Source organism: Yinghuangia soli, from assembly GCF_021502675.1.
GTDB classification, from domain to species: Bacteria; Actinomycetota; Actinomycetes; order Streptomycetales; family Streptomycetaceae; genus Yinghuangia; species Yinghuangia soli.
This window is the reverse complement of sequence record NZ_JAKFHA010000004.1, coordinates 163345-180554: the sequence shown is the minus strand read 5'-3', so window position 1 is coordinate 180554 and position 17210 is coordinate 163345. Positions and strand designations below refer to the sequence as shown.

Genomic DNA, 17210 nt, shown 5'->3' with positions numbered 1-17210 from the left:
CCCTCCCCCCCGCCCCCCCCCCGCCCCCCCCGCCCCCCCCCCCCCCGGGGGGCGGGGGGGGGGGGGGGGGGCGCCCCTTCTCGGGGAAGTCGCCCGGTGGTCGTGGTCCGGCTCGGCTCAGCCGAACTGGCGTTCCAGGTCCTTCAGTTTGCGCTCGAGCGAGTCGAGGCGCGGGAGCGTCATCGTGTCGTCCTCGGCGGTGAGGTCGATGACGTCGCGTCCGGTCGTCCCCTCGGCGGGCGAGGGAAGGGCAGGACGGCTTGCGGAGTGCGACGTTGCGGGGCCGCTTTCGCTTTCGGCTATGGCCGGCTCCGAAACAGCTTCGGAGCCCCCACCTCCCGGCAGCGCCGCCATTTCCTGACGCGGGCCGGACCGGCCCCAATTGCGGCTCTCGCCGCGGCTGATCGCCTTCAGCTGGGCGCGCTCGCGCTTGCTTTGCAGCCGGCGGCGCTCGCGCGAGTCGGCCTTGGCGCGCCGGTCGTCGCGGACCTCCTCGACCGCCTCGTCGAGGGTGCGGACACCCTCGAGCAGCATGAGGGACCACGCCGCGTAGGTCTCGCGCGGGGCGCGCAGCCAGCGGACGATGCGGATCTGCGGCAGCGGCCGCGGCACGAGGCCCTGTTCGCGCAGTGCCGCGCGGCGGGTCTGCTTGAGGGCGCGGTCGAAGAGCACCGCGGCCGCGAGCGACATGCCCGCGAAGAACTGCGGGGCGCCGTCGTGTCCGATGCCGCGGGGCGCGTGCAGCCAGTTGAACCACGCCGAGGCACCGGCGAAGGTCCACACCAGGATGCGCGAGCCGAGCGCCGCGTCGCCGTGGCTGGCCTCGCGGACCGCGAGGACCGAGCAGAACATCGCCGCGCCGTCCAGGCCCAGCGGCACCAGGTACTCCCAGCCGCCGTCCAGGCCGAGGTTCTCCCGGCCGAAGCCCATCAGGCCGCGGAACGACAGCGCCGCGGCGACCGCGGCGCAGCAGAACAGCAGCGTGTAGGAGGCGACGCCGTACCAGAGTTCCTTGCGGCGGCGGCGTTCCTGGTCGCGCTCCCAGCTGTCGTCGCCGGCGAGTCCGACCCCGGCGGCGCGCTTGGTGCGCAAGAGGTACGTCACCAGCGCCACGAGCAGGACGAGTTCGACCAGGCCGACGACGGCCCAGGCCAGGGGTACACCCATGATCTTCATGAAGCCGTTGTGCCTGCCTTCCCATACCTGGTCCGGACCGCGGACGCCGGTCCCCCGTGTGCCCGAGCGAATCGGCGCGCGCCGGACCGGAGTTCGGAGCGTTCCCTGCGCGCCGGATGCCCCCGTGTACGGCGCCCTATCCTGGCGGAAAATCCGCGCCGCGTATCCCGAATGGCGGAACAACCCCTCTGTGGGTGACAGGCGGTTCACCCTGGAGGGCTTGGCTCCGGCGGCCGGGTGCGTGGCTGATGGGGCGCTGCGAAAACCGGTGCGGTCGGACGCCGCACCGTTGCAGGGCGCCGCCGACCGCCCGACGATACAGCCGTTCGGGTGATGCGTGCGCCGACGCGCCGTCTCGTGGACCCAAAGCTCGGTGAAAACCTGATGACAATTCGGCAGCGGACCCGGGAACCTTGCCGCACAACGGACATGACGGACCCTCATCGACGTGGAGTCGACGGGGCGCGGTCCGGCAAGAGCACTTCAGGACAACACCGAAACGGGAGGCCGGGATCTCCGGGGACGCACCGCCGACGCATCCGTACGACAACGTCAAACTCCACCGGCGCACACTGCTGCTCGACGGGCGCCGCTACACCGTGCTGGGCCTGCGCCCGGCGGCCGCCGAGCGGTTCGCGGTCAACCACTTCCACGGCACGTGGCACATCGTCACGCACACCGCGGGGTCGCATCTGCTCGCCGCCCTGCTGTGGGGGCTTTCGTACCAGCGGACTCCGGACACGATCCTGGTCGTGGACCGCCCGTTCCTGGACGCCAACCCGTTCGATGCGCAGCCGTCGCCGCCGATCGTCGTCGTGCCGGTGCAGACCACCCCGTTCGGCGACGGCGCGGCGCGCGATCTGCGCCGCAAGCTGCCGCTCGGCCCCTCGGAGGGGACGGTGCGGCTGCACGCGCACGGCCTGGCCGCGGCACTCACGGACAGCCGGGCGTGGTTCGCGGCCCGACCGCCGCAGAACTACCACGGGTACGACCAGCGGCACATGCGTCCGGTGATCCGGCAGCGCGCCGGTCTGCTGGTCCTGCCGGGAACCGCGGATTGGCTGCGCGAATGGGCTGTGCAGATCGGCGGTCTGAACGCGGAGGCCCACCGCGGCCCGTACGCACCGCGGGGCATGGACTACGACGACATCCACGAGGATTTCAGCCTGGAAGTCCAGGTGTTCGCCGACTACCGGGCCCGTGTCACCGCGGCCAGGCTGGCCCGCGAGCAGTTGCCCGACGAGGTGCGCACCGGCCAGGACGAGACCGGCCAGACTGCCGAAGTCTGGTCCCGGGGCACCGAGATCCGCGCCCACATGCGGCGCAGCACCGCGGCGCGGCGCCGCCGGACCGCCAAGTCCGGCAGCGCCGCGCCGTCGTGACCCGGATCCCGGCGCGCGGTCACCGGGCGGCGGGGTCGAGGGTGTATTCCTCGCGGTCGGCGTCGTACGCGTAGAGCTCGGCGTAGCGGCCCCAGTCGGTCGCGGTGTCGAGCTGCCCGGCGGCGCGCTCGCGGGTCCAGTGGTGGGCCAGCAGGTCGCGGAAGAAGCCGGCGCGCAGGGGGGCGTCGCTGTGCCGGAGGCTGGTGACGATCAGCCGGACCAGCGGGACGCCGAGTGCGGCGGCGGAGAAGGCCTCCTTGGAGAGTTGCACGTCGGCGGTGGCGAAGTCCTGGCCGGCCAGGGTCAGGCACAGGTCGTCGCCGTCGACGACCGCGAAGCCGAGCAGGTCGAGCGCGGCGACCAGCGGGAGCAGGTCGCGGTGTTCCAGGCCCAGGCGTTCGGCGAGGTCGCTGAGGTCGGCGGAGCCGTGTTCGCGGCACAGGAGTTCGGCGAGTCCGGCGATGCCGTCGACGCTTGCCGCCGGCAGCGGGGTGTTGGAGATGGTGCGGTGCCCGGGCTTGGCGGCCGGCCGGGTGCGGGCGGAGCCGTCGGAGTGGCCCGTCATGGTGCGGTAGACCGCGTCGACGAGGGCGTCGAACTGCGGGGTGCCGCGCTCGCGCGGGTGTGCGAGGGGGATGTCGAACTCGGCGGTGATGTGCCCGTAGGGCCGGGCGCCGAGGACGACGATCCGGTCGGCCATCGTGACCGCCTCCTCGATGTTGTGGGTGACCAGGACCGCGGCCCGGGTGGGGAACTCCCCTGCGGCCCACAACTCCATGAGGTCGCCGCGCAGGTTCTGCCCGGTGAGGACGTCGAGTGCGGAGAACGGCTCGTCCATGAGCAGGACGTCGGGCCGCACCACGAGTGCGCGGGCGAAGCCGACGCGCTGCCGCATGCCGCCGGACAGTTCCTTGGGGTACGCGGATTCGAAGCCGTCCAGGCCGACCCGGTCCAGCGCGGCCCGGGCGGCTGCGGCGCGCTCGCGGGCCGGGACGCCGCGGGCCTCCAGGCCGGTCTCGACGTTCTGCTGGACGGTGAGCCAGGGCAGCAGCGCGAAGGACTGGAAGACCATCGCGGTGCCAGGGTTGGCACCGGTCAACGGCGTGCCCCGGTACGAGACTTCGCCCGAGGTGGGGGCGACGAGCCCGGCGAGCAGGCGGAGCAGGGTGGACTTCCCGGAGCCGCTGCGGCCGAGCAGGGCGACGATCTCGCCGTCCTTGATGTCGAGGTCGACGCCGCCGAGGACCGGCAGGTCGCGGTCCGGGCCGGGGTACGACTTGACCAGGTCGCGGGTGCGCAGCAGGACTTCGCCGCGTACCGGTGCGGGGCGGCCGGCCGGTGCGGTGATCGGCGCGTCGGCGGCGCCGAGGTGGGCGCTGTGCTTGGTGAGCAGACGCAGAGCCATGGTGAATCTCCTTGTCGATGAAGTGTTTTGGTGGGCCGGGGGTCAGGCGGCGAGCGCGAAGCGGTTCTCGGCGAGCCGGTAGAGGCGGCGCCAGACCAGGCGGTTGAGCACCACGACGTACAGGCTCATGACGGCGACGCCGGCCAGCACGCGTGGGAAGTCGTCGCTGCCGGTGGCCTCGGCGATGTAGGCGCCCAGTCCGGTGGCGGTCAGCGTGGTGCCGCCGAAGGTGACCACTTCGGCCACGATCGAGGCGTTCCAGGCGCCGCCCGAGGCGGTGATGCCGCCGGTGACGTAGGACGGGAACACGGCCGGGATGATGAGCCGGCGCCAGCGCTGCCATCCGCGTACGCCGAGGTCGTCCATCGCCTCGCGCAGGTCGGTGGGGATGGCCATGGCCCCGGCGATGGTGTTGAAGAGGATGTACCACTGGGCGCCCAGCGCCATCAGCGCGATGCCGCCGATGTCGATGCTCAGGCCGGTGCGCAGGAACACCCACATGGCCACCGGGAACAGGAAGTTCGCCGGGAAACTGGCGAGCACCTGGACGATCGGCTGCGCGATGCGCGCCCGGCGCGGCGACATGCCGATCCAGACGCCGACCGGCACCCAGACCAGGGTCGCGAGCACCACGAGCACGATGACGCGCAGCAGTGTGACGAGTCCGAGGACGAGGGGTTCGCCGAACACCCCGAGCCCGGTGCGGTCGTGCAGGTACGCGAGCAGGCTGACCAGGCCCCAGCCGACCAGTGCGGCGGCCGCGACCCCGAACGCCAGGTCGCCGGCCCGGCGGCGGGCCGGGTCGACCGCGAGGGAGCGGTCGTCGACACCGAACACCCGTGCGGCGCGCCCGATCCGGTCCGCCGCGGCACGGCACGGCCGGCCTGCCCACGCGGGCCAGTGCGCCCGGCGTACCAGGTCGAGGACCAGCGAGCGCTGCACTTCGGCGGCCTCGGACTGCTCGTTCTTGAACTTCTCGGCCCACGCCGTGAGCGGGCGCCAGAACAGGAAGTTCACCGCGGTGATCATCACGACCATGGTGAGGATGGCCCAGCCGACCTTGCCGAGGTCGCCGTCCGCGATCGCGGCGCCCGCGTACGAGCCGACGCCGGGCAGGGCCTGGTCCGTGCCGAGCACGGTGATGGCCTCCGACGCAGTCAGGAAGAACCATGCGCCGCCGAAGCTCATCATGCCGTTCCAGATCATCGGGATCGCCGCGTTCGGCGCCTCGATGCGCCAGAACCGCATCCAGCGGGTGAACCGCAAGTCGCGGGACAGCTCGTCGAGTTCGGCGGGCAGCGAGCGGGAGGCCTGGTAGAAGGCGAAGGCCATGTTCCAGGCCATCGCGCTGAAGATGGCGAAGACCGCGGCGGCCTCCAGGCCCAGGGTCGAGCCGGGGAACAGCGCGATGAAGCCGGTCACGGTGACCGACAGGAAGCCGAGCACAGGGACGGACTGGAGGATGTCGAGGGCCGGGATCAGCACGCGTTCGAGCCGGCGGCTGCGGGCCGCGGCGTAGCCGTAGGCGAACGCGAACACGACCGAGGCGGCCAGGGCCGCGAACATGCGCAGCAGGCTGCGGGCCGCGTCGTACGGCAGGTTCGCCGGATCGGTGTCGACGGTGAGCGGGTGCGAGGGGTCGAAGGACACGTCCGCGCCGGAGCCGACGCGGACCGCGAGGTAGAGGCCGACGAGGACGGCCGCGGCGACGAGGATGTCGATCCACGGGAGCCCGCTGCGGCGGGTGGACAGTGCGGCGGCGCCCGGACGCGGGCGCGCGGAACGTACGGAGTTCGTCATGACAGAGCCCTTGGATGTGGCGCAGCCGCGCGTCATGGCGCACGCGGGTACGCAGACGCCGGTCCGCGGCGCACGCGGGCGCGGCGGACGGACGTCACTCGGGAAGGTGTGCAAGGCGCCTCAGGGCACGCGGAAATCGCGTACGCAGGGCGCGCATTACGGGAGTCCGGCCGAAAAGTCAGGCCTGGACGCGACTAGGAGGTTCGCTGTACACAGCTGCCTCCTTTCGTCGCCGGAAGCTGTGCGGCCCGGGTCCTGGTGACCCACCGGGCGGCGGACAACTGCTCCGATTGTGCCATGCCGACCGGGCGCGCCCTCGGGACCTTGGTCCCGGTCGCCGGGACGAGCGGCCCGGTGCGGCGGGTTCCGGCGGGCGTCCTCAGTGTGCCGCGTGCCCGTAGCCGACCGCGTAGAACGCCACCGCGGCCGCGGCTCCGACGTTGAGCGAGTCGACGCCGTGCGACATGGGGATGCGGACCAGCCGGTCGGCCGCGTCGAGGGCCTTGCGGGTCAGCCCGGGGCCCTCGGCGCCGAGCATGACGGCGCAGCGTTCCAGGTCGGCGGGCGGGAGTTCGTGCAGCGGCACGGCTTCTTCGGCCGGGGTCATGGCGAGTACGGTCAGGCCTGCTTCGCGGACCGTCTCCAGGGCGCGCGGCCAGGGCGCGAGGCGGGCGTACGGAACCGAGAACACCGCGCCCATGGCGACCTTGACCGAGCGCCGGTAGAGCGGGTCGGCGCAGTCCGGGGAGAGCAGGACGGCGTCCATGCCAAGCGCCGCCGCGCCGCGGAAGATCGCGCCGATGTTGGTGTGGTCGTTGACCGCTTCCAGGATCGCCACGCGCCGCGCCCCGGCCAGGAGTCCGGCCGGGTCCGGGAGCGGTTTGCGCTGCATGGAGGCGAGTGCGCCGCGGTGCACGTGGTAGCCGGTGACCTGCTCGACGAGCTCGGGCGACGCGACGTACACCGGGCCGTCGGCGGCCTCGGCGACGTCGGCCATCACGTCGAGCCAGCGGTCGGTGAGCAGCATGGAGCGCAGCGGGTAGCCGGCCTCCAGGGCGCGCCGGATGACCTTCTCGCCCTCGGCCATGAACAGGCCTTCGGCGGGCTCGCGGCGGCGCCGGAGTTCGACGTCGGTGAGGTCGGTGTAGTCGGCCAGCCGCGGGTCGGCCGGGTCCTCGATGCGTACGGTCGCGGTCACGCGCGGTCCTTCGCGGTCTTCGGCCCGCCTTCGCCGCCCGGCATGGAGGCGTCGAGCGGCGCGGGTCCGGTCTTGAGGTGCGGCGGCGCGAACAGCCGCAGCAGGTGGTAGCCGGCAATGGTGACGATGGTGCCGAGCGGGATGCCGTCCAGCTTGAAGTCGTCGGTGAACTCCAGCGAGACGTTGCCGATGCCGATGATGACGCCGGCCGCGACCGGGACCAGGTTGAGCGGGTTGCCGAGGTCGACCTTGTTCTCGGCCCAGATCTTGGCGCCGAGCAGGCCGATCATGCCGTAGAGGACGACGGTGATGCCGCCCAGCACGCCGCCCGGGGTGGCCGCCACGATGGCGCCGAACTTCGGGCACAGTCCGCACATGATGGCGAAGCCGGCCGCGGCGAAGTAGGCGGCGGTGGAGTAGACGCGGGTGGCCGCCATGACGCCGATGTTCTCCGCGTACGTGGTGGTGGCGGGGCCGCCGACCGCGGTGGAGAGCACGGACGCGGCGCCGTCCGCGGCGATGGCCCGGCCCAGTTCGGGGTCCAGGTCGTCGCCGGTCATCTCGGCGACCGCCTTGACGTGCCCGGCGTTCTCCGCGATGAGCGCGATGACGACGGGCAGCGCGAGCAGGACCGCGGAGAGCTTGAAGTCCGGGGCGTGCAGGGACGGGAGGCCGAACCAGTCGGCCGACTCCACGCCGGAGAAGTCGACCCGGTAGTGGCTGGTGGTCTCGCCGGATGCGGTCGCCGAGTCGATCTGCCCGAAGACGCGGTCGAACACCCACGACATCGCGTAGCCGAACACCAGGCCGAGGAACACCGCGATGCGCGACCAGAATCCGCGGACGACGACCATCGCGGCCATCGTGAAGGCCATGGTCAGCAGGGCGATCCACTGGTCCTGCGGCCAGTACGTCCGGGCCACCACAGGGGCCAGGTTGAACCCGATGATCATGACGACCGCGCCGGTGACGACGGGCGGCAGCACCGCATGCACGATCTTCGCGCCGAGGGCGGTCACCACGAGGCCGGCCACCAGCAGCACCGCGCCGACCACGAGCATCGCGCCGGTGACCGTGGCGACGCTGCCGCCGGCCGCCTTGATGGACGCCGCGACGCCCACGAAGGACAGGCTCGATCCCAGGTAGCTGGGCACCTTGCCGCGCGTGATCAGCAGGAACAGGACCGTCGCGATGCCGGACAGCATGACCGCGAGGTTCGGGTCCAGGCCCATGAGGACCGGGGCCACGAACGTCGCGCCGAACATCGCCACGACGTGCTGCGCGCCAAGGCCCGCGGTCCTCCCCCAGGACAACCGCTCGTCGGGCGGGACCACTTCGCCGGGCCCCGGGGTGCCGCCGTCCCCGTACAGCTTCCATCCGAGGCCGCCGCGCGCCATGTGCCTGCTCCTTGCCGGGCGCCGCAGCGCCGCCGAACCGCGCGGTCCCCGCGCCTTTTCCCAACCGCGCGGTCCCCGCGCTCTTGTCCGACCGCGCGGTCCCCGCGCTTTTGCCGGGCCATACGCTACCGGTCGCGATCATGCGGAAGGACCGGCCGCGCTCGCGTGCGGCCGGTCCTTCGTCGCGGTATCAGTCCTGCGTGCCGCGCGGCCGGATGCGGTCGCCGACCGCGACGACGTCGCCGATGACCACGATCGCGGGCGGCCGCAGGCCCTCGGTGCGGACCGCCTCGGCGACCTCGCCGAGCGTGCTGTGCAGCGTCCGCTGGGTGGCCATGGTGCCCTCCTGGATCACCGCGACCGGGGTGGCGGCGTCGCGGCCGTGCCGGATCAGCGCGTCGGCGATCTTGCCGAGACGTTCCATCGCCATCAGCAGCACGAGCGTGCCGTGCAGCCGGGCCAGCGCGGACCAGTCGGTGAGCGAGGCCGGGTCGTCCGGGGCGACGTGGCCGGAGACCACGGTGAACTCGTGCGCGACGCCGCGGTGGGTGACCGGGATCCCGGCCAGTGCGGGCACCGAGATGGCGCTCGTGATGCCGGGCACGACCTCGACCGCCAGGCCTGCCTCGGCGCACGCGATGGCCTCTTCGAAGCCGCGGCCGAAGACGTAGTTGTCGCCGCCCTTGAGGCGGACCACGAACTTGCCCGCCGAGGCGTGCTTGATGATCTCGTTGTTGATGGCCTCCTGGGCCATCGCGCGGCCGTAGGGGATCTTCGCGGCGTCGATGACCTCGACGTCCGACGGCAGCTCGTCGAGGAGCGCCCGGGGCCCGAGGCGGTCGGTGATCACCACGTCCGCCTCGGCGAGCAGCCGGCGGCCGCGCACGGTGATCAGGTCGGGGTCGCCCGGGCCGCCGCCGACCAGCGCGACACCGGCCTTCTTGGCCCGGAAGTGCGCGGCGCCCAGGGTGCCCTCGCGCAGCTCCTCGAGGATCCGGTCCCGGATCGCCGCGGCGCGCCGCGGGTCGCCGCCCGCGAGCACCGCGACCTGCAGGCCGTCGTGCCGGCCCGAGGCGGGCGTCCACGCGCTGGCCTGCGAGGCGTCGTCGGAGCGCACGCAGAAGATCCGGCGGGCCTCGGCGTCGGCCTCCACCGCGGCGTTGACCGCGGGGTCGTCGGTGGCCGCGATCACGTACCAGGCGCCGTCCAGGTCGGCCGGCTCGTACCCGCGGCGCGCCCAGGTCAGTTCGCCGTCGTCGGCCATGGCCTCGACGGACGGAGTCGCGGCGGGGGCCACCACGAGCACATCGGCCTTCGCGTCGACCAGGCCGGCCAGTCTGCGGCGGGCGACCGTGCCGGCCCCCACCATCACGACCTTGCGCCCGGCCAGGCGCAGGCCTGCGGGGTAGGCGGGGACGTCGTCGTACTTCGGGGACATGGCGCTCTTTCTCGCTATCCGTTTCCGTCGGAACCCGGATCGACCCGGATCGGTGCAGATCCGGCCGGGCGGCCGCAGGACGCAGTACCCCGGCAGGGGTGCTGCCACGGCCGCGCCGCCGCGCGGGGGTCGGTTCAGCCCGTCTTGCCGCTGACTCCGGCGGAGTCGAACGTAGCCACATCGTGCATCACGCGGGCCGCGCTCTGCACCAGGGGGAGGGCCAGGACCGCCCCGGTCCCCTCGCCGAGCCGCAGCTCCAGCTCGACCAGCGGGCGCAGGCCCAGCTTGGCGAGCGCGGCCGCGTGGCCGGGCTCGGCCGAGCGGTGCCCGGCCACGCAGGCGGCCAGCGCGTCCGGCGCGATGCGGTGCGCGGCCAGTGCGGCGGCGCCCGCGATGACCCCGTCCAGGACCACCGGGGTGCGCAGCGCGGCGGCCCCGATGATGAACCCGGCGAGTGCGGCGTGCTCGAGGCCGCCGACCGCGGCGAGCACCCCGATCGGGTCCTCCGGGTCCGGCGCGTGCTTGGCGAGCGCGGCCCGGATCACCTGGACCTTGCGGTCGTGCGTGACGTCGTCGATGCCGGTGCCGCGGCCCGTCACCTCGGCGACGTCGGTACCGGTGAACACCGCGATCAGGGCCGCCGAGGCGGTCGTGTTCGCGATGCCCATGTCGCCGGTGAGCAGGCAGCGGTTGCCGGCCGTGACCAGGTCGCGGGCGGTCTCGATGCCGACCTCTATGGCCCGCATGACCTCCTCGCGGGTCATCGCCGGGCCCTGCGTCATGTCGGCCGTGCCGGGCCGCACCTTGCGCGGCAGCAGGCCCGCGGCGACCGGGAGTTCGCCGGCCACGCCGACGTCCACCACGCACACCTCGACGCCGACCTGCCGGGCGAAGGCGTTGACCACCGCACCGCCGGCCAGGAAGTTGTGCACCATCTGCGCGGTGACCTCCTGCGGCCACGGCGACACGCCCTGCGCGTGCACCCCGTGGTCCGCGGCGAACACCGCGACCGCGGCCGGCTCGGGCACCGGCGGCGGGCAGACCCGGGCCAGCCCGGCCAGCTGCGCCGAGATCATCTCCAGCACGCCCAGCGAGCCGGCGGGCTTGGTCATGACCTTGTGCCGGTCCCAGGCCGCGCTGAGCGCCTTGGCGTCCAGCGGGCGCACCGAGCGGACGGTCTCGTCGAGCAGCCGGATCGGCTCCTCGCCGGGCAGGCCGCGCCGCCCGTACTCCTCCTCGTGCACCACCCAGGACAGCGGGCGCTGCTTGGCCCAGCCGGACTGCGCGAGCTCCGGCTCCTCGGGGAAGGCGTCGACGTACCCGACGCACAGGTACGCGACGATCTCCAGGTGCTCGGGCAGGCCGAGGGCCGCGCAGAGCTCGCGCTCGTCGAAGAAGCTCACCCAGCCGACCCCGAGCCCCTCGGCGCGGGCCGCGAGCCACAGGTTCTCCACCGCGAGCGCGCTGGAGTACGGGCCCATCTGCGGCTGGGTCTGGCGGCCCAGGGTGTGCCGGCCGCCGCGCGTGGAGTCGACGGTCACCACGATGTTGACCGGCGTCTCCAGGATCGCCTCGGTCTTGATGCCCAGGAACTGCTTGGCGCGGGCCTTGGGCAGCGACGCGGCGTACGCCTCGCGCTGCCGGGCGGCGAGCTGCTGCACCCCGGCCCGGGTCTCCGCGGAGCGGATCACCACGAAGTCCCAGGGCTGCGAGTAGCCCACGCTCGGCGCGTGGTGCGCGGCCTCCAGGACCCGGATCAGCACGTCGTCCGGGACGGGGTCGGAGCGGAAGCCGCTCCGCACGTCGCGGCGCTCGCGCATGACGCGGTGCACGGCCTCGCGGTCGGCGTCGGCGTACCCGGGGGCGGCTTCGCCTTCGGGGGCGTCGGCGGCCTGGGCGGCGGGTTCGCCGTCCCCGGGGGCCCCGGTGGCCGCGGGTGCGCCGGGTGCGGTGGCCGCCGCGGCGGGGACGGACTCGCCGGGTGCAGGCGCACCGGGCGGCACGACACGGCGGCGGGTCCCTGTGCCGGGCGGCACCTCGTCCGGAACGGCCTGCGGCGTGCCGCCGGGAGCCTGCGGGGTGGTTGCGTCCTCCGGGGCTGCCGGGGTCGCCGGATTCGCCGGGTTCTCGGTCACGTCGTCCTTGCCTGTCGTGCCGGTGCCGGCGCCGGGACCTGCCAGGGCTGCGGCACCTGCCGGGACCGGTTCCGCGCCCGGGGCCGGGGCCACGGGCGGGACGGGAATCGGTCCCTGGTGTACGGGAGCGGATGCGGATACGGGCGCGGTGCCGGCCGCCGGTGTCGCCGCAATCGGGACCACCGGGGTCCCCGCAGCGCCCTCGGCCGCCGGGGCGGGCACCGGGCCGGGGACGGCCCCGGCCTGCCGGGCCCGCCGGGCGGCGCCCCGGTCCGTCCCGGGAACGCTACGCCCTGCCGGGCCGCCGGCCGCGGCCGGGGCGGCTGCCGCCTGGGCGGCCGAGCCCGGCCGGGCAGCGGTTCCGGACTGGTTCGCGGCACCTGCGGCGGCCTGGGCCTCCGGGGCCCCCTGGGCGGGCTGCGGGCCGGTCGGGGCGTCGCCGTCGCCCGGAGCGGCTGCCTGGGCAGCCGCGGGCGATTCGGCAGGGGCGCCGGTCTGCGGGGTGCCGGGGACCGGCGCACCGGTCGCGGCCTGAGCGGGGACAGCCGGAGAACCAGCCGCCGCTCCGGCCGTGTTCGGCCCACCGGGCTGCGGAGCGCCCGCAACCGGCACACCCGGCACGGCCGCCGCCGCGTGTGCAGCAGCAGCCGCGGGCTGGGCCTGGTTCGGGGCTGCGGCAGCCGGGGAACCGGGCAGCGTTCCCGCCGGGTTCGGACCGCCGGCAGCCGGAGCACCGGGCTGCGGGGTGCCTTGGACCGGCACGCCCGCCCCCGCGCCCCGCTGCGCCGCCGCGGCGGCTGCCGCGGCCGCGGACCGGGCGCGCCGAGCCACCCGGTGCGAGGGAGCCGGCGGACCGACAGGACCAGGGTCGGGCAGGCCGGGCGCCGCGGCAGACGGCTGCCCGGCAGCAGGCGCAGAAACGCCGCCCCCGGCCACCGAGGAAGCGGAGCCGGGCGCAGCCTGAGCCCCCGGCACGGCACCGGCACCGGACGGCTGCCCTGCGGCAGGCACGCCGGCAGCAGCAACGCCGCCACCAGCCACCACCGCAGTTGCCCCGGGCACGGCCTGGGCCCCCGGCACGACGGGCGGCTGCCCGGCAGCAGCAGACTCGGGCATGGCCTGAGCCTCGGGCACGACACCAGCACCGGACGGCTGCCCTGCGGGCGCACCGGCGGCAGCGCCGTCGGTCCCCGCGGCAGCGGAGCCGGGCACGGCCTGGGCCCCAGGCACGGCACCGCCACCGGACGGCTGACCTGCGGCGGGCACACCGGCACCAGCGACGCCGCCACTGGCCGCCACCGCAGTGGCCCCGGCCACAGCCTGAGCCTCGGGCGCCGCACCGGCACCCGCGACGGGCGACGGCCCGGCAGCGGGCGAACCGGCAGCAGCATCAGAGGCGGCGGTGCCATCCCCGGTCGCCGCGGCACTGGACCCGGGTGCGGCCGCGGACACGCCGGCAGCAGCGCCGCCACCGACCACAGGGGCAGCGGATCCCGGCATGGCCTGAGCCCCGGGCACGGCACCGGCATCGGCCGGCTGACCTGCGGGCGCACCCGCAACTCCGCCACCGGCCACGGCGGCAGCGCCCCCGGGCACAGTCTGAGCCCCCGGCACCGCGCCGCCACCGGACGACTGCCCTGCGGCGGGCACACCGGCAGCAGCAACGCCGCCACCGGCCACCGTCGCGTGAGAACCGGGCAGGGCCTGAGCACCAGGCTCCGCACCAGCGCCCTCGACGGTCGGCTGCCCGGCAGCAGGCGCACCAGTGGCAGCGACGCCACCAGTCCCCGCGACTGCCGAACTCGCGTCACCAGCCTGCTCATTCGTGGTCGCGACCGCTCCCGTGGGCGACACACCGGCGGGGCCGGTCGCAGCAGCTTGCGCCACCGCGTCCTGAGCCTGCGCGGTCCCCGCACCACCGGCAGCCGCACCCGGCGAGCCTGCGACAGCGGCAGAACCCAAAGTCCCGGGCTGCCCGTTCGCCGCATCGGCCGTACCCGCGCCGGGGGCCTGCGGTGCCGAAGCGCTCGCGTGCGGGTCGGCCCCGGAAGCGACCGGGGCGGTGGCCGCAGCAGCTTGCGCGTCCTGAGCCTGCGCGTCGGCAGCGGAACGCGGATCCCCGGGCTGTTCGTTCGCCGCGCCCACGCCGGGGGCCTGCGAGGCGGAAGCACCTGCATCCGCGTGCGGGTTCGCGCCTGCGGCGCCCGCGGTGGCGGCCGCAGCAGCCTGCGCCACTGCGTCCTGGGTCTGCGCGGTACCGGCACCATCGGCAGCCGCACCCGGCGAGCCCGCGACAGCGACGGAACCCGGTCCTCCGGGTTGTCCGTTCGCCGCGTCGGCCACCGGCACGGGGACACCCGGCGCAGCGGGCTGCTGGTTTGCCGCGCCCGTGGCGCCCGGGGTCGCGGCCGCAGCAACCTGCGCCTCTGCGTCCTGAGTCTGCGCGGTCCCCGCTCCGCCGGCAGCCGTGGCCGCCGCACTCGGCGCCCCTGCTGCAACGGCGGAACCCGGGTTCCCGGGCTGTGCGTTCGCCGGGCCGACGGCCGCGGCTCCGGCCGTACCCGCGTCGGGGATCTGCGGTGCCGAAGCATCCGCGCCCGCCTGCGTGTTCGCGCCCTCGGTGCCTCCCCCGACCGCCTGCGCGCCCGGGTCGTGCGCCGGAGCGTCCTGCGCCTGTGCACCGGCGGTCTCGCCGATCGGCACCGGAGGTGCGCCGGGCGGGACGTGGCGCGCCCGGACCCGCGGGCGGACCCGGGTGCCGCGCGTGCGGTCCGCGGCAGCCGCACCGGTTTCGTCGGCAGCCGCCTGGCCGGGCACGGCCGTTGCGGCGGGCTGCTCGGCCGCGGCGACCGGAACCGTCGCGGACCGGGCTTCCGTGTTCTCGGCGCCGGGTGCTTCCTCACCCGCGGGCTGCGCCCGCAGGTTGCGGGTCCGCACGCCGCGTCGGGGCGCTGCGTCCGGGTCCGCGAACGCGGCGGTACGCATGCGCCGCGTGGGCGCGGCGGCCGCCGCAGGGTCGGCGGGCTGCCCCGCGTCGCCCGCGGGGAGGGGGCCGGCGGGCGGCGGCGGAATCCGCGGTACGTCCGAACCGGCCTGCGGAGCAGCGGATTCCGTGCCCGGAGCAGCCGCGGGACCGGCCGCGGGCGCACCCGCAGCGGGCCGTCCGGCGACGGCTGCACCGGGTGCGGGCGTGCTCGGAGCCGAGGCGGGACCGGCTGCGGGCGCACCCGCGGCCGACGGTGCACCAGCTGATTCACCAGGTGCAGCCGGGCCCGGCGCGGGCGCAGCCGCAGGAGACGGTGCAGCAACTGCCGCATCGGGCGCAGCCGCAGCCTGCCCGGCGGCGGTGTTCTGCGCCGTGCCGCCCCCTGCTGCTTCGTCGGGCGCGGCAGGAACCGGAGTTGCGTTCGGCGGCGCGGCCTGCGCCGGCGCGGTCGCGGGCTGCGGCACCGTCGGTGCGGTGGTGCCGGCACCCGGGGCACCCGGGGTGCCGGGTGCGACCGCCTGGTACTGCGCGGAGGCCGGGCCGCGGCCCACGCGGCGCTGGCGCCGCGGCGGCAGGGTGGTGCGAGACGTCTGCGGGAGCGGCCCGCCGGTCATCGCCTGGACCTGCTGCGAGTGCCCCGTTCCCGAGGGCTGCTGCGGCAGTTGCACCGGCGCGGACGCATCGCTCGCGGGCGCGGGGACCGCGGCGATCTGGCCGGACTGGCCCGGGATGCGGATCTCCGCCGCGGGTGCCGCGCCCGGCACCGCGGTGCCGGGGCGCACGCCCGACGGCGGCACGTCCAGGCCGGTCTGCGGGCCCTGACCGGCCTGCACAGGCTGCGAGTCCGCAGCCTGCTGCGGCAGCGCGGCCGGAGCGGCACCGGAGTCCGGCACCGGCGGGTGCGGCACGCCTCCGGCCGGTCCCGTCCCGGGGACCGCGAACACCGGTGCGGATCCCGGCTCCTGGCCGGCGGGCGCAAGCCCGGCTGGCGGAACGGGGCCGGCTCCGGCGGGCACCGCTGCACTCTGGCCGGGTTGGACCGGCTGGACGGGCTGGACGGGCTGTGCCGCCTGCACCGGCTGAGCGGGGGTGAGGCCCGACGCGGGGACCGGCGCGGCGGCCGCGGCCGACATGCGGTCGGCGAGCGAGCGGACCGGTCCGGAGGCCGGACCGTTGCCGGCCGGCGCAGCACCGCCGAGCGGAGCCCCCGGCTGCGGAGGCATTGCCTCGCCGCCCGCACCAGGGACGTCCTGCGGCATGACGGGCACGATCGGCGTACCCGGCGCACCGGCGGCCCCCGGGGCCATGCCCTGTGCCGCGCCCGGCTGTTGGGCGTGGAACTGCACGCTGAGGGGCTCGTTGTGCGGCTCCCCGGGGACCTCGTACCCGGGGACCGGACCGCGGGCCGCGCCGCCCGCTGCCGCCGGCTGCATGCCCTCGGGCGTACCGGCGGGTCCGGCGTGGCCGCCGATCGGACCGGGCATGGGAGCACCCGGGAACGCGTCGGCCGGCACCGGCTGTTGCCCCGTGGCGGGGTCTCCGGCGAAGCCGCCCTGCGGAGCCGCGGCGGGGTAGCCGGCCGCCTGCGGCACGCCGCCCTGAGCCGGGTTCGCATGCCCCGGGACACCGGCGGCGCCGGGCACGTGGGGACCGGGGTGAGTCGCACCGGCCGGGACCACCGGGCCGAAGCCCCGCCCCGCGACGCGTTGCGCACCACTCCCCGGGTCCGCCGCCGGAACCGCATTCGGGTTCAGGTTCGGGTTCGGGGTCGCCGGCGCGCTCGCGTGCGGGTCCGCCCCGGGGAATCCGGGCGCACCGGTCCCCTGCGGCGCCACCGGGGCGCCGGGGAAAGGACCTTCCGCGGGGATCGGGCTGAGCCGCGCGGTGTCGTGCATCGCGACCGGCGGCACGGGACCGAGCCCGGCCGAGGCCCGTCCACCGAGGCCTGCGTTCGGGTCCACATGCAGGTTCAGGTTCGGGTTCGGGTGCGGATGCACTGCCGCGCCCGGCCCGGCCGCCTGACCGGGACCGGGAGGCATGCCGGGGCCGACCCCCGGCACGGGGCCGTTCTGCGCGGCGTACTGCCCGGACTCGGCGGGTGCCTCGGCCCAACCGCCCTGCGGTCCGGGCATCAGCAGCGCATCGTCGTCGTCCAGGTCGTCCAGGTCATCGAGGTCGTCGACGCCGGGGTACGCGTACGCCGGTCCGGGCGTGCCGGGGTGCCCCGGCTCGCCGGGTCCGCCGTGCGGCCCTTGAGCGGGACGCAGCTCGTCGGGCTGACTCATGCCCGCAC

General features: G+C 75.5%; 8 protein-coding genes. 1 reads left to right on the top strand and 7 read right to left on the bottom strand.

Going from position 1 to position 17210, the window contains the following annotated elements; genetic code table 11:
* Positions 1-117: 117 nt before the first annotated feature.
* The gene (locus tag LZ495_RS09800; protein ID WP_235051654.1) at positions 118-1176 is read right to left on the bottom strand and encodes a DUF2637 domain-containing protein; all 1059 of its coding nucleotides are present in this window, start codon (positions 1174-1176) and stop codon (positions 118-120) included.
* A 413-nt stretch (positions 1177-1589) separates the two neighbouring features.
* Between LZ495_RS09800 and LZ495_RS09795 the strand changes: the two genes are divergently transcribed.
* A complete protein-coding gene (locus tag LZ495_RS09795) occupies positions 1590-2558 on the top strand; it encodes a hypothetical protein (RefSeq protein WP_235051653.1) in 969 nt (322 codons plus the stop codon).
* Positions 2559-2577: 19 nt separating this feature from the next.
* Here the strand turns inward: LZ495_RS09795 and LZ495_RS09790 are convergent, their stop codons facing one another.
* From LZ495_RS09790 to cobT, 6 genes are all read right to left on the bottom strand, one after another.
* Complete coding sequence (locus LZ495_RS09790; protein WP_235051652.1) at positions 2578-3963, bottom strand: ABC transporter ATP-binding protein; 1386 nt, start codon at positions 3961-3963, stop codon at positions 2578-2580.
* Positions 3964-4005: 42 nt separating this feature from the next.
* On the bottom strand, positions 4006-5763 hold the full coding sequence (locus LZ495_RS09785; protein ID WP_235051651.1) for an ABC transporter permease: 1758 nt from the start codon (positions 5761-5763) through the stop codon (positions 4006-4008).
* Between the two features lie 379 nt (positions 5764-6142).
* Entirely contained in the window at positions 6143-6961 is an 819-nt protein-coding gene (locus tag LZ495_RS09780; protein WP_235051650.1) for a TrmH family RNA methyltransferase, read from the bottom strand.
* Positions 6958-8358: a uracil-xanthine permease family protein gene (locus LZ495_RS09775; RefSeq protein ID WP_235051649.1), complete on the bottom strand. Its 1401-nt coding sequence runs from the start codon at positions 8356-8358 to the stop codon at positions 6958-6960. Before LZ495_RS09775 ends, LZ495_RS09780 begins: the two co-directional genes overlap by 4 nt.
* Before the next feature lie 190 nt (positions 8359-8548).
* Positions 8549-9796 (bottom strand): uroporphyrinogen-III C-methyltransferase, encoded by a 1248-nt coding sequence (cobA, locus tag LZ495_RS09770; RefSeq protein ID WP_235051648.1) that lies wholly within the window; start codon positions 9794-9796, stop codon positions 8549-8551.
* A 134-nt stretch (positions 9797-9930) separates the two neighbouring features.
* Positions 9931-17202 (bottom strand): nicotinate-nucleotide--dimethylbenzimidazole phosphoribosyltransferase, encoded by a 7272-nt coding sequence (cobT, locus tag LZ495_RS45430; RefSeq protein ID WP_235051647.1) that lies wholly within the window; start codon positions 17200-17202, stop codon positions 9931-9933.
* Positions 17203-17210 lie beyond the last annotated feature (8 nt).

What these genes read in the sequence shown, in the direction of transcription:
- LZ495_RS09775 (WP_235051649.1), bottom strand. Translation starts at nt 8,358, where the DNA reads ATGGCGCGCGGCGGCCTCGGATGGAAGCTGTACGGGGACGGCGGCACC.
- cobA (WP_235051648.1), bottom strand. Translation starts at nt 9,796, where the DNA reads ATGTCCCCGAAGTACGACGACGTCCCCGCCTACCCCGCAGGCCTGCGC.
- LZ495_RS09800 (WP_235051654.1), bottom strand. Translation starts at nt 1,176, where the DNA reads ATGAAGATCATGGGTGTACCCCTGGCCTGGGCCGTCGTCGGCCTGGTC.
- LZ495_RS09790 (WP_235051652.1), bottom strand. Translation starts at nt 3,963, where the DNA reads ATGGCTCTGCGTCTGCTCACCAAGCACAGCGCCCACCTCGGCGCCGCC.
- cobT (WP_235051647.1), bottom strand. Translation starts at nt 17,202, where the DNA reads ATGAGTCAGCCCGACGAGCTGCGTCCCGCTCAAGGGCCGCACGGCGGA.
- LZ495_RS09785 (WP_235051651.1), bottom strand. Translation starts at nt 5,763, where the DNA reads ATGACGAACTCCGTACGTTCCGCGCGCCCGCGTCCGGGCGCCGCCGCA.